This is a genomic window from Pseudomonas sp. SMN11, assembly GCF_052041945.1.
Taxonomy (GTDB): Bacteria; Pseudomonadota; Gammaproteobacteria; order Pseudomonadales; family Pseudomonadaceae; genus Aquipseudomonas.
Map to the genome: position 1 here is coordinate 66478 of NZ_JBKGGW010000007.1, position 15906 is coordinate 82383.

Annotated in this window: 13 protein-coding genes and 7 tRNA genes; 14 read left to right on the forward strand and 6 right to left on the reverse strand. The window is 61.4% G+C overall.

Annotation, left to right across the window (positions count from 1 at the left end):
- Positions 1-66: 66 nt before the first annotated feature.
- Positions 67-1200, reverse strand: a complete 1134-nt coding sequence (locus ACLEJU_RS09320) for an aminotransferase class V-fold PLP-dependent enzyme (RefSeq protein WP_435425332.1) — start codon at positions 1198-1200, stop codon at positions 67-69.
- 71 nt (positions 1201-1271) lie between these two features.
- On the opposite strand from ACLEJU_RS09320, the gene ACLEJU_RS09325 reads away from it, so the two are divergent.
- The 5 genes from ACLEJU_RS09325 to ACLEJU_RS09345 all read left to right on the forward strand — a co-directional run bounded on the left by ACLEJU_RS09325 (position 1272) and on the right by ACLEJU_RS09345 (position 4761).
- Complete coding sequence (locus tag ACLEJU_RS09325; RefSeq protein ID WP_159409414.1) at positions 1272-1907, forward strand: TetR/AcrR family transcriptional regulator; 636 nt, start codon at positions 1272-1274, stop codon at positions 1905-1907.
- 107 nt (positions 1908-2014) lie between these two features.
- The gene (locus ACLEJU_RS09330; RefSeq protein ID WP_435425333.1) at positions 2015-2983 is read left to right on the forward strand and encodes a GTP 3',8-cyclase MoaA; all 969 of its coding nucleotides are present in this window, start codon (positions 2015-2017) and stop codon (positions 2981-2983) included.
- A 66-nt stretch (positions 2984-3049) separates the two neighbouring features.
- Positions 3050-3655, forward strand: a complete 606-nt coding sequence (locus tag ACLEJU_RS09335; protein ID WP_110638339.1) for a DUF4823 domain-containing protein — start codon at positions 3050-3052, stop codon at positions 3653-3655.
- Positions 3656-3665: 10 nt separating this feature from the next.
- The gene (locus ACLEJU_RS09340) at positions 3666-4226 is read left to right on the forward strand and encodes a DUF1285 domain-containing protein (RefSeq protein WP_435425334.1); all 561 of its coding nucleotides are present in this window, start codon (positions 3666-3668) and stop codon (positions 4224-4226) included.
- A 130-nt stretch (positions 4227-4356) separates the two neighbouring features.
- Positions 4357-4761: a cupin domain-containing protein gene (locus ACLEJU_RS09345; RefSeq protein ID WP_435425339.1), complete on the forward strand. Its 405-nt coding sequence runs from the start codon at positions 4357-4359 to the stop codon at positions 4759-4761.
- Here ACLEJU_RS09345 and ACLEJU_RS09350 read toward each other — a convergent pair.
- The 3 genes from ACLEJU_RS09350 to ACLEJU_RS09360 all read right to left on the reverse strand — a co-directional run bounded on the left by ACLEJU_RS09350 (position 4734) and on the right by ACLEJU_RS09360 (position 7476).
- Positions 4734-6017 carry a nucleoside deaminase gene (locus ACLEJU_RS09350; RefSeq protein ID WP_435425340.1) on the reverse strand — a complete coding sequence of 428 codons (1284 nt, stop codon included), beginning with the start codon at positions 6015-6017 and terminating at the stop codon, positions 4734-4736. The two genes, ACLEJU_RS09345 and ACLEJU_RS09350, sit on opposite strands and share 28 nt — an antisense overlap.
- A 124-nt stretch (positions 6018-6141) precedes the next feature.
- A tRNA-Asn gene (locus ACLEJU_RS09355) sits at positions 6142-6217 on the reverse strand.
- Between the two features lie 62 nt (positions 6218-6279).
- Positions 6280-7476: an amino acid aminotransferase gene (locus tag ACLEJU_RS09360; RefSeq protein WP_435425335.1), complete on the reverse strand. Its 1197-nt coding sequence runs from the start codon at positions 7474-7476 to the stop codon at positions 6280-6282.
- A 287-nt stretch (positions 7477-7763) separates the two neighbouring features.
- Here ACLEJU_RS09360 and uvrB point away from each other — a divergent pair, with 287 nt between their 5' ends.
- Entirely contained in the window at positions 7764-9779 is a 2016-nt protein-coding gene (uvrB, locus tag ACLEJU_RS09365; RefSeq protein ID WP_435425336.1) for an excinuclease ABC subunit UvrB, read from the forward strand.
- A 143-nt stretch (positions 9780-9922) separates the two neighbouring features.
- Here the strand turns inward: uvrB and ACLEJU_RS09370 are convergent, their stop codons facing one another.
- On the reverse strand, positions 9923-11413 hold the full coding sequence (locus ACLEJU_RS09370) for an MDR family MFS transporter (RefSeq protein ID WP_435425341.1): 1491 nt from the start codon (positions 11411-11413) through the stop codon (positions 9923-9925).
- A gap of 49 nt (positions 11414-11462) precedes the next feature.
- On the reverse strand, positions 11463-12518 hold the full coding sequence (locus ACLEJU_RS09375) for an HlyD family secretion protein (RefSeq protein ID WP_435425337.1): 1056 nt from the start codon (positions 12516-12518) through the stop codon (positions 11463-11465).
- Positions 12519-12661: 143 nt separating this feature from the next.
- Here ACLEJU_RS09375 and gltX point away from each other — a divergent pair, with 143 nt between their 5' ends.
- From gltX to ACLEJU_RS09415, 8 genes are all read left to right on the forward strand, one after another.
- On the forward strand, positions 12662-14143 hold the full coding sequence (gene gltX, locus ACLEJU_RS09380) for a glutamate--tRNA ligase (protein ID WP_435425338.1): 1482 nt from the start codon (positions 12662-12664) through the stop codon (positions 14141-14143).
- A gap of 322 nt (positions 14144-14465) precedes the next feature.
- Positions 14466-14541 (forward strand) — tRNA-Ala (locus ACLEJU_RS09385).
- A 72-nt stretch (positions 14542-14613) separates the two neighbouring features.
- Positions 14614-14689, forward strand: a tRNA-Glu gene (locus ACLEJU_RS09390).
- Positions 14690-14742: 53 nt separating this feature from the next.
- Positions 14743-14818, forward strand: a tRNA-Ala gene (locus ACLEJU_RS09395).
- A gap of 42 nt (positions 14819-14860) precedes the next feature.
- Positions 14861-14936, forward strand: a tRNA-Glu gene (locus tag ACLEJU_RS09400).
- Positions 14937-14997: 61 nt separating this feature from the next.
- A tRNA-Ala gene (locus ACLEJU_RS09405) sits at positions 14998-15073 on the forward strand.
- Positions 15074-15115: 42 nt separating this feature from the next.
- Positions 15116-15191, forward strand: a tRNA-Glu gene (locus ACLEJU_RS09410).
- Positions 15192-15364: 173 nt separating this feature from the next.
- Complete coding sequence (locus tag ACLEJU_RS09415; protein ID WP_435424991.1) at positions 15365-15904, forward strand: TetR/AcrR family transcriptional regulator; 540 nt, start codon at positions 15365-15367, stop codon at positions 15902-15904.
- The last annotated feature ends 2 nt before the right edge of the window (positions 15905-15906 follow it).

The following is a 15906-nucleotide window of genomic DNA, read 5'->3' on the forward strand; positions in this document are numbered from 1 at the left end:
CAGTGCCAGTGCTTCTTTGTTCGTTTTTTAAACAGATTTGGAATACGGCCGCCATCGCTTCCTCCCTCAGCGCATGGCCAGACGCCGTACTTGCTGGACAGCTTCGTCGATTAGCTGCTCACTGGTATAGAAATGTGGCGAAAATCGTATACCTGGCCCTCTTAGTGCACAGATCGTCTGCTCTGCCAGCAAGCTTCGATAGACAGCCAAACTGTCCTGCCCCTGAAGGCTGAAGCTAACGATACCCGCCCGTTTTTTCGGGGTTGCGGGGCTGTGCAGGTGTACCCCGGGAATGCCCGCCAGGCCCTGAAGCAGTTGCTCGACCCGCAGCTGCAATTGCCGACCGACCTCGTCCATGCCGACTTCCTCCAGCAATGACAGGCTGGCCTCCAGGGCGTACGCGCCGAGCATGTTCGGGCTGCCGCTTTCAAAGCGCCTGGCGCTGCGTGCCGGCCGCCACTCGCGGCGGTCGAAGTCGCCCAAGTGCTCCAGCATATGCCAGCCATAGGCATGCAGCTTCAGCTGCGGGCGCAAAGCCGCGCGGCAATAGAACAAGCCCAGGCCCTCGGGCCCGAGCATCCATTTGTGGCCGTCGGCCATGGCGAAATCGCACTGGTAGCGCTGCACGTCGAAGGGCAGGGCGCCAATCTGCTGGATGGCATCGACGCAGAACAGCACATGGCGGGCCTGGCAGCCCTCGCCCAAGCGGGGCAGGTCAAGGCGCAGGCCGCTGGCGAACTGCACGGCACTCACGGCCAGCAGGCGTGTACGTGGGCCGCAGGCCGCGAGCAGCGCTGCTTCCGGGTCTGGCCCGGCAAGGTTCACCTCGGTCACCACGACGCCGCGCTCGCGCAATGCTTCCCACACGACACGGTTGGAGGGAAATTCCTCGTCGCTGATCACCACCTGGTCGCCGGCTTGCCAGTCGAGGCCGAACGCGACCAGTGAAAGCGCCTCGGAGGTGTTCTTCACCAGCGCGATGTCAGCCCAGGAGGGGGCGTTGACCAAGTGTGCCAGCCTTTCTCGCAGCCTGCGTTCAGTGGCCAGCCATGTCGGGTATCCGCTCGCGCCCTGACGCACGTTGTCACGGGCAAAGCGCGCCACGGCCTCGCTGGCCCGGCGCGGCCAGGGAGCGATGGCCGCATGGTTCAGGTATCGCAGCCCGGGCGCCTGTTCGAACTCATCATGAAACATAGACATGGTTGGATGATCCGTGCAATTTGCTGCAAGTTAGGCATAATAAACCGCTTCAATGTCATCCAGTCCTTCCTATGCAGAAAGAACCTCGTAAGGTCCGTGAGTTTCGCCGTCGCGAACAGGAAATCCTCGATACAGCGCTGAAGCTGTTCCTCGAACAGGGTGAAGACAGCGTCACCGTCGAGATGATCGCCGACGCCGTGGGTATCGGCAAAGGCACGATCTACAAGCACTTCAAGTCCAAGGCGGAGATCTACCTGCGCCTGATGCTCGATTATGAGCGTGACTTGAACGCGCTGTTGCACTCGGCCGATGTCGACCGCGACAAGGAGGCACTGTCGCGTGCCTACTTCGAGTTCCGCATGCGTGACCCGCAGCGCTACCGGCTGTTTGATCGCCTGGAAGAGAAGGTGGTCAAGGGCAACCAGGTGCCGGAAATGGTCGAGCAGTTGCACAGCATCCGCGCGTCCAACTTCGACCGCCTCACCCAGTTGATCAAGGGGCGCATCAGCGAAGGCAAGCTCGAAGATGTGCCTCCGTACTTCCACTACTGCGCCGCCTGGGCGTTGGTGCACGGCGCCGTGGCGCTGTACCACTCGCCGTTCTGGAGCAATGTGCTGGAAGATCAGGAAGGCTTCTTCCAGTTCCTCATGGATATTGGCGTGCGCATGGGCAACAAGCGCAAGCGTGATCCGGAAGCCACCAACTGAAGGCATTCGTCGTCACCGGGTGAGCCTGGCGTGAAATGGGGACTTGCAAAAACTTGAACCATGAGTCAAGTTTTGCCAGCCCCGATTCATCCATGCCGGAGTCATCCATGATCGTCGATCGTCAAGGCAGGCGTTTTCGCAACCTGCGCGTCAGCCTGACGGCTGCCTGTAACTACGCCTGCAGCTACTGCGTGCCGGACGGCAAGCGCCTGGTCGCGACCCAGGATGAGCTGTCGGCGGAAACCTTGGCGCGTGGGGTGGCCTACCTAATTGAAGCTGCCGGCATCGAGCGTTTGCGCATCACCGGTGGCGAGCCACTGGTCAGCCCTCGGTTGGATGCCTTTCTGGCGGCGGTGGCGAAGCTCGACCTTGACGACATCACGCTGACCACCAACGGGCAGCTGCTCGCCCGCAAGCTGCCGCAGCTGCAGGCGGCTGGCATTCGCCGCTTGAATGTCTCCCTTGATACCCTCGATCCCCAGGCATTCCGCCGCATCGCCCGTGGCGGTGATCTGGCCAGCGTGTTGGTAGGCATGGACCAGGCCAGTGCCATGGGCATGCGGATCAAGGTCAACATGGTGCCGATGCGTGGGCAGAACCTCGATCAAGTGTTACCGATGCTCGACTACTGCATGGCGCGTGGTTTCGAGCTGCGCTTCATCGAACTGATGCGTATGGGGCACCTGGCCCGGGACAACAATGCGTTCCTGCAGCAGTTTGTCGGGCTTGATGCATTGCTCGATGTAATCGGCGGCCGGTATGGCTATCAACAGGTCGACGCACCGCTGGATGCCACGGCGCTGCGCTACCAGATCCCGGGTCACGGCCATTTTGGCGTCATCGCCAATGAAAGCGTGCCGTTCTGCCGGACCTGCTCGCGCCTGCGCCTGTCCTCTACTGGCTGGCTGCACGGCTGCCTGTCTTCCGGCAATCGCCACTTTGTCGGCGATCTGCTGGAAAAACCCCGTCACCAAGCGCTGCCTGGCTTGCAGCGGCTACTGGTAAAAGCCTTGGCAGACAAGCAGGAACTGGCGTTTTCCGGGGGGGTGACCGTGATGAAGGTCATTGGCGGCTGAAGCTGGCGCAAAAGCTGCATCCGCCGGCTATTCGCCGGTTTTTCGTCACCGGCCACTGGAGGAAAGATGCGTAGCCTGGTCTTGCTGCTGACGCTGATGGCGTTGGGCGGTTGCATGAATGTCAGCGATATGGGCGAAGGCGTCCGTTACCACATGAGCGATGCCGGCTTGCTGGACCACAGCGATACCCGTCGTACCCTGTCGATTCGCCTGCAGCCAGACTCGTTCATCTTCATTGGCCAGGGCGCGTTCATGCCGCCAGGCAAGGGCCCGCTGCCGAAGCAGAATGCCGTGGCCGATGAGGCATTCAAGAGTTTCGTCGAGTACTTCCCGCTGGTACGTCGCGCCCAAGGGCCGCTGGGCCTTGAAGAAGCGATCGCTCAGGCTCGCTCGGTGGGTGCCGATTATGTGCTTTATACCCGCTTCGCCCGCACGGATGACCGTATCGGTAATGGCGACGAATGGTATGACGAGCAGGCCGTGGACCGCTTGGGCTGGGACACCGGCGTGGTGCAGATGATGCTGATCGAGACCAACACCCGCTACCTGATCGACACCGCACGAATCAAGAGTCGCGGCGGTTTGTTGACGTTCCACGACAATTCACCCCAGGATTTGCTTGGCGCACCGATGCGCGAGTACGCTCGTAGCCTTCTGGGCATGAGCGAGTGAGGGCAGGGTGATGACGGATTCCGGCAAGGCCAACGATCTATTGGCGCAGATTCCCAAGCACAAGGGGCTGCCGCCGGTGCATCTGTGGAACCCGGATTTCTGCGGCGATATTGACATGCGTATTGCCCGCGATGGGACCTGGTACTACCTGGGGACGCCCATCGGGCGCAAACCGATGGTTCGCCTGTTCTCCACCATCATGCGCCGCGATGGCGATGATTATTTCCTGATCACGCCCGTGGAGAAGGTCGGCATACGCGTCGATGATGCGCCATTCGTGGCCGTGACGCTTGAGGTGCTGGGCAGTGGTGAGGCGCAGGTTCTGCGCTTTACCAGCAACGTCGAGGATCAGGCCGAAGCGGGGCCGCAGAACCCGTTACGGGTCGAGATCGATCCGGACACCCAGGAGCCGGCGCCTTATGTGCTGATGCGCAGCAATCTCGAGGCGTTGATCCATCGCAATGTGTTCTACCAGTTGGTGGACCTGGCAGTAACGCGGGTGATCGATGGTGATGAATGGCTCGGGGTATGGAGCCATGGTGTGTTTTACCCGATCGGGCGCAATTGTTGAGCGCGCGCTCCCGGCTGGCCCCCTGCTTTTTCTCCTGATTGGCCGTTTGCGCCTTGTGCCACTGGGCCTAACCTGCAGGCACTTGCCAATCAGGAGAACGCCCGTGAAATCTGCCAACTTTTCTTTTGCCTTGCTCATTGCTGCTGGCCTGTTCGGTGGCGAGTCCGCAGCCTATGCGCACGGCGACGCCGCCGATCAGGTAAAAGTCCTGCAACAGCAACAACCTTCGAATGCCCCGGGCAAGAGCGCCGTCATGCTCACGGTCAGTTATGCCCCTGGGCAGGCTTCGCCCGCCCACCAGCATCCGGGTGCGGTCATGGCCTATGTGTTGGAAGGGGCGGTGGTATCGAAACTCAACGACGAACAGGAGAAAACCTACAAGGCCGGTGAATACTGGTACGAAGCGCCCGGCACCGTGCACAGCGTATCGCGCAATGCCAGCAAGTCTCGGCCCGCCAAGTTGCTGGTATGGAGCCTGGTGGATGAAGGCAAGCCAGTCACTTTGCCCTACTCCGGGGCGAAATCAGCGCGCTGAGCGTAGGACAGCCTGCTCGACACAGCTCGCACCAGTACTTTGTCCCATACCTGGCTTGGTGCGAGCTGTACGTTATGGGTGTAGAAAGGCGGCAGGTTCTGTGCGAGTTGAGCGACCTCTTTGCCGGTGCGGCCGGCAGGCAGCAAGACGTATTGCAGACTGGAAGGGAAGGAAGGCGCGGTGTTGCGCTCCACGGTGGAGCCATAGGCGCCGAGGGTCATCACTGCTTCGCTGCCAGTCGGGTCTGGAAAGACAAGCATGACGAACGTGCAGTGACGCGGATGTGTCAGGTGCTCTAGCGCTTCGTTACGGACCAGTGGGTCGACATGGTTCATCAAGGTCCAGCGCAGGGCCGCATAGCTGCGGGTCGTTTCCATGAATGCGCTGCGAATGGGCGAGCGCTTCTCGCTGCCGCCCAGGCATGCCAGCAAGTTGCCGAATGGATCAAGCAACGCGACCGCGTTGAAGGTGTCCGCCTGGCTGGCCGTCTCTAGCAGAGGTTGCGCCAGCTCTGCTCCGGCAAGGCGGGGGTTGTCACTCTTGCTGCGCAGGCTCCATGGGCTTAAGTCGGCCAAGGCTTGGCGCACCTTGCTATGCAGTGGGAGGCTGCTCGGGTCCTTTAGTTGAGATGGAGGCAGGCCAGCGGTGCTGCTTTCATCGTGGACCGTATTCACGCTGGTTTCGAACAGAGAGCTGGTCAGGCTGGCAGTCGCGGCTTCGATGTGTTCACCTGCGTAGATCGGGCCTGCTAGGGGCCCCGCGTATTCCCGCTCCAAGGGGGCTTCAATCGCATAGTAGCCCCAGGTAGCTTGCGCGACTTTTGGTAATGCTGCAGGTAGACCGGGGAAGTTGAAGCAGGCGTTATGGTTGATGCCGGCGAAGGTGTCCAGAGCGCTGACCGCGACATTGAAACCGGCTGTCAGCAAGGCCCCCGCGCACATGGCGCAGGGGTCGAGCGTGGTTACCAAGGTCAGCGCGTGAGTGGGGGGCAGGGCCAGGCGCTGCTGATTCTCGAAATACCAGTCGATCAGGCGTCGCTCGCCATGGGCGGTCGGGTCATGGAGCCTGAAGGCAGGTTGTGCCTCGCTGTTCGGGAAAGGCTTGAGCACGCTGTTGTGCAGGGCGGCCAGCACCCTGCCGGTGGCGTTTTCGATGATGCATCCACCCACGGCAAATGTTGCTTGCCGACTTGCCAATAGTGCCTGGTTAGCGGCGATCGCAATCGCTTGCTGGGCGTTGTGGGTAGTTTCGTTCACGCTGATCGAGGCTCTGCAGTCGTCGAGAGAACGGGGACGATACAGCAGCGTTGTGCAGGTAGGGGTAAAAAGAAGTGCAACAAAAAACCTCCAGTGCTTGCGCAACTGGAGGTTTTTCAGTGTTTGGCTCCGCGACCTGGACTCGAACCAGGGACCCAATGATTAACAGTCATTTGCTCTACCGACTGAGCTATCGCGGAATCTGTGCGTATCTTACCGATTGCCAGGAGGAAGTCAAGCGACCTCCTGACAAATCAATCAGTTACAGCACTTCAACAATGGCCTTGGTGACCACGTGAATGTTGCTCTGGTTCAGCGCGGCCACGGCGATACGACCCGTATCCAGGGCGTAGATGCCGAAATCGTTCTTCAGACGGGCAACCTGCTCAACGGTCAGGCCCGAGTAGGAGAACATGCCCACCTGACGGCCGACGAAGCTGAAGTCGCGTTTGGCGCCGTATTCGGCCAGCAGCGAAACCATCTGCTTGCGCATGCCGTGGATGCGCTCGCGCATCTCGCCCAGCTCAGCTTCCCACATCTGGCGCAGTTCGGCGCTGTTCAGCACAGTGGCGACGATGGTCGCGCCGTGGGTCGGCGGGTTGGAGTAGGTGGTGCGGATCACACGCTTGACCTGCGACAGCACGCGGGTGCTTTCGTCTTTCGAGGCGGTGACGATCGACAGTGCGCCGACGCGCTCGCCGTACAGCGAGAACGACTTGGAGAACGAGCTGGAAACGAAGAACTCCATGCCCGACTCGGCGAACAGGCGCACGGCGAAGGCGTCTTCGCCGATGCCGTCACCGAAACCTTGGTAGGCCATGTCGAGGAATGGCACGTGGCCCTTGGCCTTGACCACTTCCAGGACGTTTTTCCAGTCGTCCAGGGTCAGGTCGACGCCGGTCGGGTTGTGGCAGCAGGCGTGCAGCACAACGATCGAGCCGGACGGCAGGGCGTTGAGGTCTTCGAGCATGCCTGCACGGTTGACGTCGTTGCTCGGGGCGTCGTAGTAGCGGTAGTTCTGTACCGGGAAACCGGCGCTTTCGAACAGCGCACGGTGGTTTTCCCAGCTCGGGTCGCTGATGGCGACCACGGCATTCGGCGAAATGCGCTTGAGGAAGTCGGCGCCGATCTTCAGAGCGCCAGTGCCGCCAACGGCCTGCACGGTGACCACGCGGCCAGCGGCCAGCAGTGGCGATTCGGCACCGAACAGTAGTTTCTGCACGGCCTGGTCGTAGGTGGCGATACCATCGATCGGCAGGTAGCCGCGCGAGGCGTGCTGGGCAGCGCGCTGGGTCTCGGCTTCGATCACGGCGCGCAGCAGCGGAATGCGGCCTTCCTCATTGCAGTAGACGCCCACACCCAGGTTTACCTTGTCGGTACGTGGGTCGGCGTTGAATGCTTCGTTGAGGCCCAGGATAGGGTCGCGGGGTGCCAGCTCGACAGCGGAAAACAGGCTCATTGTTACTTCGGCTCTGATTGGAGAGTGATAGGGCGTACACGCTCCAGCCGAATGCACTGAAGCGGTGCACAAACGGGGAGTCAGTATAGTGATACCGACCAGTCACTGCGACAGCTTGGCGCAGCTTTTCCGGGTATTTGCGCAAATATTTTTCGACCATTGGTCGAATTGCCGGGTCCACCGTAATGCGCGCTCACAGCTTGGCCTTGATTCCGACCCCTGGCGGGCGCATTTGGGTATAGACTACTGGCTAAATTTACAGTTGCTGCGTTACCGCGAGGTCCGTCATGTCCGAGTTCCAGCTCGTCACCCGTTTCCAGCCGGCCGGCGACCAGCCCGAGGCCATCCGCCAGATGGTCGAGGGCATTGACGCGGGCCTGTCGCACCAGACCCTGCTCGGGGTGACCGGTTCGGGCAAGACCTTCAGCATCGCCAATGTCATCCAGCAGGTGCAGCGGCCGACCCTGGTGCTGGCGCCCAACAAGACCCTGGCAGCGCAGCTGTATGGCGAGTTCAAGGCGTTCTTCCCGAACAACGCGGTGGAATACTTCGTTTCCTACTACGACTACTACCAGCCAGAGGCCTATGTGCCGTCGTCGGACACCTTCATCGAGAAGGACGCCTCGATCAACGACCACATCGAACAGATGCGCCTGTCAGCGACCAAGGCGCTGCTGGAACGGCGCGATGCGATCATCGTCACCACCGTGTCCTGCATCTATGGCCTGGGCAGCCCCGAGACCTACCTGAAAATGGTCCTGCACGTCGATCGCGGTGACAAACTCGACCAGCGCGCCTTGTTGCGCCGGCTGGCCGACCTGCAGTACACCCGCAACGAGATGGACTTCGCCCGCGCCACGTTCCGCGTGCGTGGCGACGTGATCGATATCTTCCCGGCCGAATCCGACCTTGAGGCCATCCGCATCGAGCTGTTCGACGACGAGGTCGAGAATATCGCCGCCTTCGACCCGCTCACCGGTGAGGTCTTCCGCAAGCTGCCACGCTTCACGTTCTACCCCAAGAGCCACTACGTGACCCCGCGGGAAACCCTGCTGGAGGCGGTGGAAGGCATCAAGGAAGAGCTGAAGGACCGGCTCGAATACCTGCACAAGGCCAACAAGCTGGTCGAGGCCCAGCGCCTGGAGCAGCGTACGCGTTTCGATCTGGAGATGATCCTTGAGCTGGGTTACTGCAATGGCATCGAGAACTACTCGCGCTACCTGTCCGGGCGCCCGGCCGGGGCGCCGCCGCCCACGCTCTATGACTACCTGCCGGCCGATGCGCTGCTGGTAATCGATGAGTCCCACGTCAGCGTTCCGCAGGTCGGCGCCATGTACAAGGGTGATCGCTCGCGTAAGGAGACTCTGGTCGAATACGGTTTCCGCCTGCCGTCGGCACTGGATAACCGGCCGATGCGCTTCGACGAGTGGGAGGATGTCAGCCCGCAGACCATCTTCGTCTCCGCCACCCCAGGGCCCTACGAAGCCGAGCATGCAGGCCGTGTGGTGGAGCAGGTGGTGCGCCCGACCGGTCTGGTCGATCCGCAGGTGGAAGTGCGCCCGGCGCTGACCCAGGTCGACGACCTGCTGTCGGAGATCCGCAAGCGTGTCGCTCAGGGCGATCGGGTGCTGGCCACCACGTTGACCAAGCGCATGGCCGAAGACCTCACCGACTACCTGGCCGACCACGACGTGCGGGTGCGCTATCTGCACTCGGACATCGACACGGTGGAGCGCGTAGAGATCATCCGCGACCTGCGCCTGGGCACCTTCGATGTGCTGGTGGGTATCAACCTGCTGCGCGAGGGTCTGGACATGCCCGAGGTGTCGCTGGTGGCGATTCTCGATGCCGACAAGGAGGGCTTCCTGCGTTCCGAGCGTTCGCTGATCCAGACCATCGGCCGCGCTGCGCGTAACCTCAATGGTCGGGCGATCTTGTATGCCGACAGCATCACCGGCTCCATGCAGCGTGCCATCGATGAGACCGAACGGCGCCGCGAGAAGCAGATCGCCTTCAACCAGGCCAACGGCATCGTGCCCAAGGGTGTGGTCAAGGACATCACCGACATCATGGAAGGCGCCACCGTGCCCGGCGCGCGCAGCAAGAAGCGCAAGGGCATGGCCAAAGCAGCGGAGGAGAGCGCCCGTTACGAGGCCGAGCTGCGTACGCCGGGCGAGATCACCAAGCGTATCAAGCAGCTGGAAGAGAAGATGATGCAGTTTGCCCGCGACCTGGAGTTCGAGGCAGCCGCGCAGCTGCGCGACGAGATTACCCAACTGCGCGAGCGCCTGATCACCAGCTGAAGCCCTGCACTGCCCCCTGTAGGAGCGGCCTTGTGTCGCGAAAGGGCTGCAAAGCAGCCCCAGCAATTTATGCATTCAAGCTGAAATCCTGGGGCTGCTTTGCAGCCCTTTCGCGACCCAAGGCCGCTCCTGCAAGCGCGATATTAGTGAGCTTCCCCGGCCTTCAATCCCTGCGGCAACTTGCGGGTCAACAGCACCGCCACCATGCTTACCGCGAGCCCGATCCCGACAAAGTGGAAGGCATCGTTGTAGGCCATGATCAGCGCCTGCTGGTGAACAATCTCGCTCAACTTGCCCAGCGCCGCGTTGTCATTCCCCAGCCGCTCGCCAAGCTGTGCCAGCCGCTCCGCCACCTGCGGGTTGTTCGGCACCACCGCTTCCCTCAGGTAATCGAAGTACACCTTGGTCCGCGCATCCAGCAGGGTCGCCAGCAGGGCAATGCCGATCGCGCCGCCCAGGTTACGCAGGATGTTGAACAAGCTTGAAGCCGACCCGGCATCCTGAGGCTGGATATACGCCGTGGCGATCAGCGAAATGGTCACCATGATCATCGGCTGGCCGAGGGCGCGGATGATCTGGATATGGTTGAACTGCGGTCCTGCAAAGTCCGGGTTCAACACCCCCGAACCGAAGCTGGCGGCACCGAACAGGCAGAAGCCGAGGGCGCACAACAGCTTGGGCGGCACCACTTTCATTAGCTGTGGCACCAGTGGAATCAGGAATAGCTGCGGAATGCCCATCCACATGATCACCTCGCCGATCTGCAGCGCGTTGTAGCCCTGGATCTGTGCCAGGTACAGCGGCAGCAGGTAGATCGACCCATAAAGCCCCACGCCCATGCCCAGGCTGGCAATGCTCGACAGGCCGAAATTCCGGTTGCCGAGGATGCGCAGGTTGATCAAGGGGTGCGGCTTGGAAAGCTGCAGAATGACGAAGGTAATCAGGCTGATCAGGGCAACAGTCGCGAGGCCGACGATCAGGTTGGATTCCAGCCAGTCCTTGCGGTGGCCCTCCTCAAGAAAGACCTGCAGGCAGCCCAGGCCAACGCCGAGGGTGACGATGCCGGCATAGTCGGTGCTTTTCAGCAGCTCCCAGTGCGCTTCCTTTTTCTCCAATCCGTAGAGCAGGCCGGCGATCATCACCAGCCCAGGTGGGATGTTGATATAGAAGATGTATTCCCAGCCCCAGTTCTCGGTCAGCCAGCCGCCAAGGGTCGGGCCGATCGAGGGGGCGAAAGTGGCGGTCATGGCGAACATGGCCATGCCTTTGGCACGGTGGTGCTCGGGCAACTTGATCAGGGTCAGGGTGAACGCCAGCGGGATCAGCGCGCCGCCGGTGAAGCCCTGCAGGGCACGGAACAGGATCATGCTCTCAAGGTTCCAGGCCATCGAGCACAGCAGCGAGGACAGCAGGAAGCCGCCAGACACCCACAATGCCAGGCGCCGCGCCGACAGCAGCTGCACCAGCCAGGCGGTCAGCGGAATCATGATGATCTCCGCTACCAGGTACGAGGTGGAAATCCACGAGCCTTCTTCCAGAGTCGCCGACAGCGCGCCCTGGATGTCCTTGAGCGAGGAGTTGGTGATCTGGATGTCCAGCACCGCCATGAAGGCACCGAGCATCACGCTCATCACCGCGATCCAGTCGCGCCGGCTTGGCTCCGCAGTCGGGCGCAGCAGTTGATCACCGGCCATCGTGGCCTTCGTCTTCGCGGCGCAGGTCGACGGTGGCGGTGACCGACATGCCAGGGCGAATGCGCCCATGCAGCGGGTTGTCGGCGGCGAAGGTCAGTTTCACCGGAATGCGCTGCACCACCTTGGTAAAGTTACCAGTGGCGTTGTCCGGCGGCAGCAGGCTGAACTGCGCGCCAGAAGCGGCGAACAGGCTCTCGACGCGGCCTTCGATCGGGGTGTCGGGGTAGCTGTCGAACAGTAATTCGGCGCGCTGGCCCGGCTGCATCTTGCCGATCTGGGTTTCCTTGAAATTGGCCTGCACCCAGATGTTTTCATCGGGCACGATCGACAACAGGTAGGCGCCGGCCTGCACCACCTGGCCATTGCGGGCACTGCGCTGGCCGATGGTACCGCTGAGCGGTGCGCGGATCTCGCAGCGGGTCAGGTTCAGTTCGGCCTGGGCTAGGTCGGCGCGGGCATTGGCGATCTGCGCGTCGAGGCGCTTGAGGTCGGCATTCAGGGCATTGATCTGCTGGCGCTGGCTTTGCAGGTCGGCGCGGGCCTTGTCGACCTGGGAGCCGGCCACATGGCTGTCTGCCGACAGGGTTGTGACCCGTTCCTCGGAAACGAAGCCAGGCTTGCGCAGTTTTTCGGCGCGGCTCAGGTCCAGGCGCGAGCGGTCGAAGGTGGCCTGGTTGGCCGCCACCTGGGCCTGGCTGGAGGCGATCAGGCTGCCTTGTTGGGTCAGGCGGCTCTGCGCCTGGGCATATTCGGCCTCGCGAGTGGCCAGGGCGGCGCGGGCGCGCTCGATTGCCAGCTCGAAGTCGGCGGCCTCCAGACGAACCAGCACATCGCCCTTGTTGACGTGCTGGTTGTCGTCGACCCGCACTTCGTCGATGCGTGCGCCGAGCTGGCTGGATATGCGGGTGATTTCGCCCTGTACGTAGGCGTTGTCGGTGCTTTCGTAGAAGCGGCCTTTGAAATACCACTCGGCAAGGAAAGCGAGGGCGATGAGGGCCACCAGGGTGAAGAAGATCGCCAGGCGGCGTTTGAGTTGGGCAGGCATGAGGACTATCGTTCCAGAAATGTAAGTAAATTTAACAGCGGCACATGGCCAGTCGACAAGTGACGTTCGCGCCATTGCTGGAGCCCGGTGCCTGCTCCCTGCTAACATCCCGCCTTTGTTTCATCTTTCGTTCGAGACTCTCCATGACCACCGTTCGCACGCGTATCGCGCCATCGCCCACCGGCGACCCCCATGTCGGCACCGCCTACATCGCCCTGTTCAACTACTGCTTTGCCAAGCAGCACGGCGGTGAGTTCATCCTGCGCATCGAAGACACCGACCAGCTGCGCTCCACGCGCGAGTCGGAACAGCAGATCTTCGACGCCTTGCGCTGGCTTGGCATCGAATGGAACGAAGGCCCGGATGTCGGTGGCCCGCACGGCCCGTACCGGCAGAGCGAGCGTGGCGAGATCTACGCCAGGTACGCCAAGGAACTGGTCGATGCCGGCCATGCCTTCTACTGCTTCTGCACCGCCGAAGAGCTGGAGCAGATGCGCGCCGAACAGATGGCCCGTGGTGAAACCCCGCGCTACGACGGCCGTGCCCTGCTGCTGAGCGAAGAAGAAGTCCAGCGCCGCCTGGTCGCTGGCGAGCCGCACGTGATCCGCATGAAGGTGCCAAGCGAAGGCATCTGCGTGGTTCCGGACATGCTCCGGGGCGATGTCGAAATTCCTTGGGACCGCATGGACATGCAGGTGCTGATGAAGAACGACGGCCTGCCGACCTACTTCCTGGCCAACGTGGTCGACGACCACCTGATGGGCATCACCCACGTCCTGCGGGGCGAAGAGTGGCTGCCGTCGGCGCCGAAGCTGATCAAGCTGTACGAGTACTTCGGTTGGGAGCAGCCGAAGCTGTGCTACATGCCGCTGTTGCGTAACCCGGACAAGTCCAAGCTGTCCAAGCGCAAGAACCCGACGTCGGTGACCTTCTACGAGCGCATGGGCTTCATGCCCGAGGCCATGCTCAACTACCTCGGCCGCATGGGTTGGTCGATGCCGGACGAGCGCGAGAAGTTCTCCCTGGCCGAAATGGTCGAGCACTTCGACCTGTCACGCATCTCCCTGGGTGGCCCGATCTTCGACATCGAGAAGTTGTCCTGGCTCAACGGCCAGTGGCTGCGTGAGCTGCCGGTGGAAGAATTCGCCGCTCGCGTGCAGCAGTGGGCGTTCAACAGCGACTACATGATGAAGATCGCCCCCCATGTACAAGGCCGGGTCGAAACCTTCAGCCAGATCGCCCCGTTGGGTGGTTTCTTCTTCGAAGGCGCGCTCAAGCTCGATGCCAAGCTGTTCGAAAGCAAGAAGCTGTCCGCCGACCAGGTGCGCCAGGTGATGCAGCTGATCCTGTGGAAACTGGAAAGCCTGCGTCAGTGGGAGAAAGAGCGCATCACCGGCTGCATCCAGGCCGTGGTCGAAGCGCTGGAGCTGAAGCTGCGTGACGCCATGCCGCTGATGTTCGCCGCCATTACCGGCCAGGCCAGCTCGGTGTCGGTGCTGGACGCCATGGAGATCCTTGGCCCTGACCTGACTCGCTATCGCTTGCGCCAGGCCCTGGACCTGCTCGGTGGTGTGTCGAAGAAAGAAAACAAGGAATGGGAAAAGCTGCTGGCAAACATCGCCTGATAGCCTTTCACCGGCCTGTAGGAGCGGCCTTGTGTCGCGAAAGGGCCGCAAACCGGCCCCGGCGATTTATGCGTTGGCGCTGAATACGAGGGACCGCTTTGCGGTCCTTTCGCGACACAAGGCCGCTCCTACAAGGGCGCGGCATTCCGAATCAGCGGGGCAGGGCGGTAAGTGATTGTTATCTGTGAAAAAAATTTTGAATATTTTCAAAATTTAGTTTGACAGCCCTGCAATCCGATCTTAATATGCGCCCCGTCCACAGCGATGAACGAAAACGAAACGCCAGGCACCCAGCCAGCGCTTCTGTTCAGAGCGACATTGTGGGGCTATAGCTCAGCTGGGAGAGCGCCTGCATGGCATGCAGGAGGTCAGCGGTTCGATCCCGCTTAGCTCCACCAAATTCCGCTTGACAGTCAAGGCTGTCGAGCAAGACCGGGTCCAGCAACCGGGTCTTGAAGGTAAGAAGGTTCGTCCCCTTCGTCTAGTGGCCTAGGACACCGCCCTTTCACGGCGGTAACAGGGGTTCGAGTCCCCTAGGGGACGCCAGTTTTGCACAAGCGATATTTCACGATGTCGCTGGGCCGAGAGGCTAGAAATCTGGGGCTATAGCTCAGCTGGGAGAGCGCCTGCATGGCATGCAGGAGGTCAGCGGTTCGATCCCGCTTAGCTCCACCAATTTTGCCGCGATTCGCGAAAGCGGATCGGCACGAAGGTTACGTCCCCTTCGTCTAGTGGCCTAGGACACCGCCCTTTCACGGCGGTAACAGGGGTTCGAGTCCCCTAGGGGACGCCACTTTTACCCGCGTTTTGCGGGACTTAAAGGCTCGTTCGCATATTGAATGGGTCTTTGTTTCGGGGCTATAGCTCAGCTGGGAGAGCGCCTGCATGGCATGCAGGAGGTCAGCGGTTCGATCCCGCTTAGCTCCACCAATTCTGCCAGGGTTCGATTCATCGGATCTTCGCGAAGGTTACGTCCCCTTCGTCTAGTGGCCTAGGACACCGCCCTTTCACGGCGGTAACAGGGGTTCGAGTCCCCTAGGGGACGCCATTTTTACCCGCGTTTTGCGGGACTTTGAAGGCTCATTCGCTTATTGAATGGGCCTTTTGTTTTTCTCCCTTCCCAAAAATCCCGGCGCCGACAAGTGGCGGCAAATTCTGCTTGCCAAAAAATATGATGAGAATAATATTTCGATCATCATATTTGTCACGGTGAGCCGCCGAATGAACAACAAGAAGAGCAAGACCCGCGAACGCATTCTCGAAGCGGCCCGCAGTGCGCTGATCCAGCATGGCCCGGCCGAGCCGAGTGTCAGCCAGGTGATGGGCGCTGCAGGCCTGACCGTTGGTGGTTTCTATGCGCACTTCGAGAGCAAGGACGAGCTCATGCTCGAGGCCTTCCGCCAGTTGCTGAGCGAGCGCCGTGCCTTGCTTGCCCAGGTCGACCCGAACCTGGATGGGGAAGGGCGCCGCGCCCTGGTGAGCGCCTTCTACTTGTCGCGCAAGCACCGTGACGCCGAAGTGCATGCCTGCCCGTTGCCCAACTCGCTCGGCGAGATGCAGCGCCTGCCCGAAGCTTTCCGTGAGGTGCTGGCCGAGCATATCGAGTTGATGACGGCGGCCATGGTCGACCGCCCGGAAGACGCCGACAAAGCCTTGGCTGACCTGGCCCTGATGATCGGTGGCCTGGCCCTGGCGCGGGCCTTGGGCCCGGGTGAGTTGTCCGATCGCATTCTGCGTGCCGCCAAGTCGGCAGTTCTCTGATA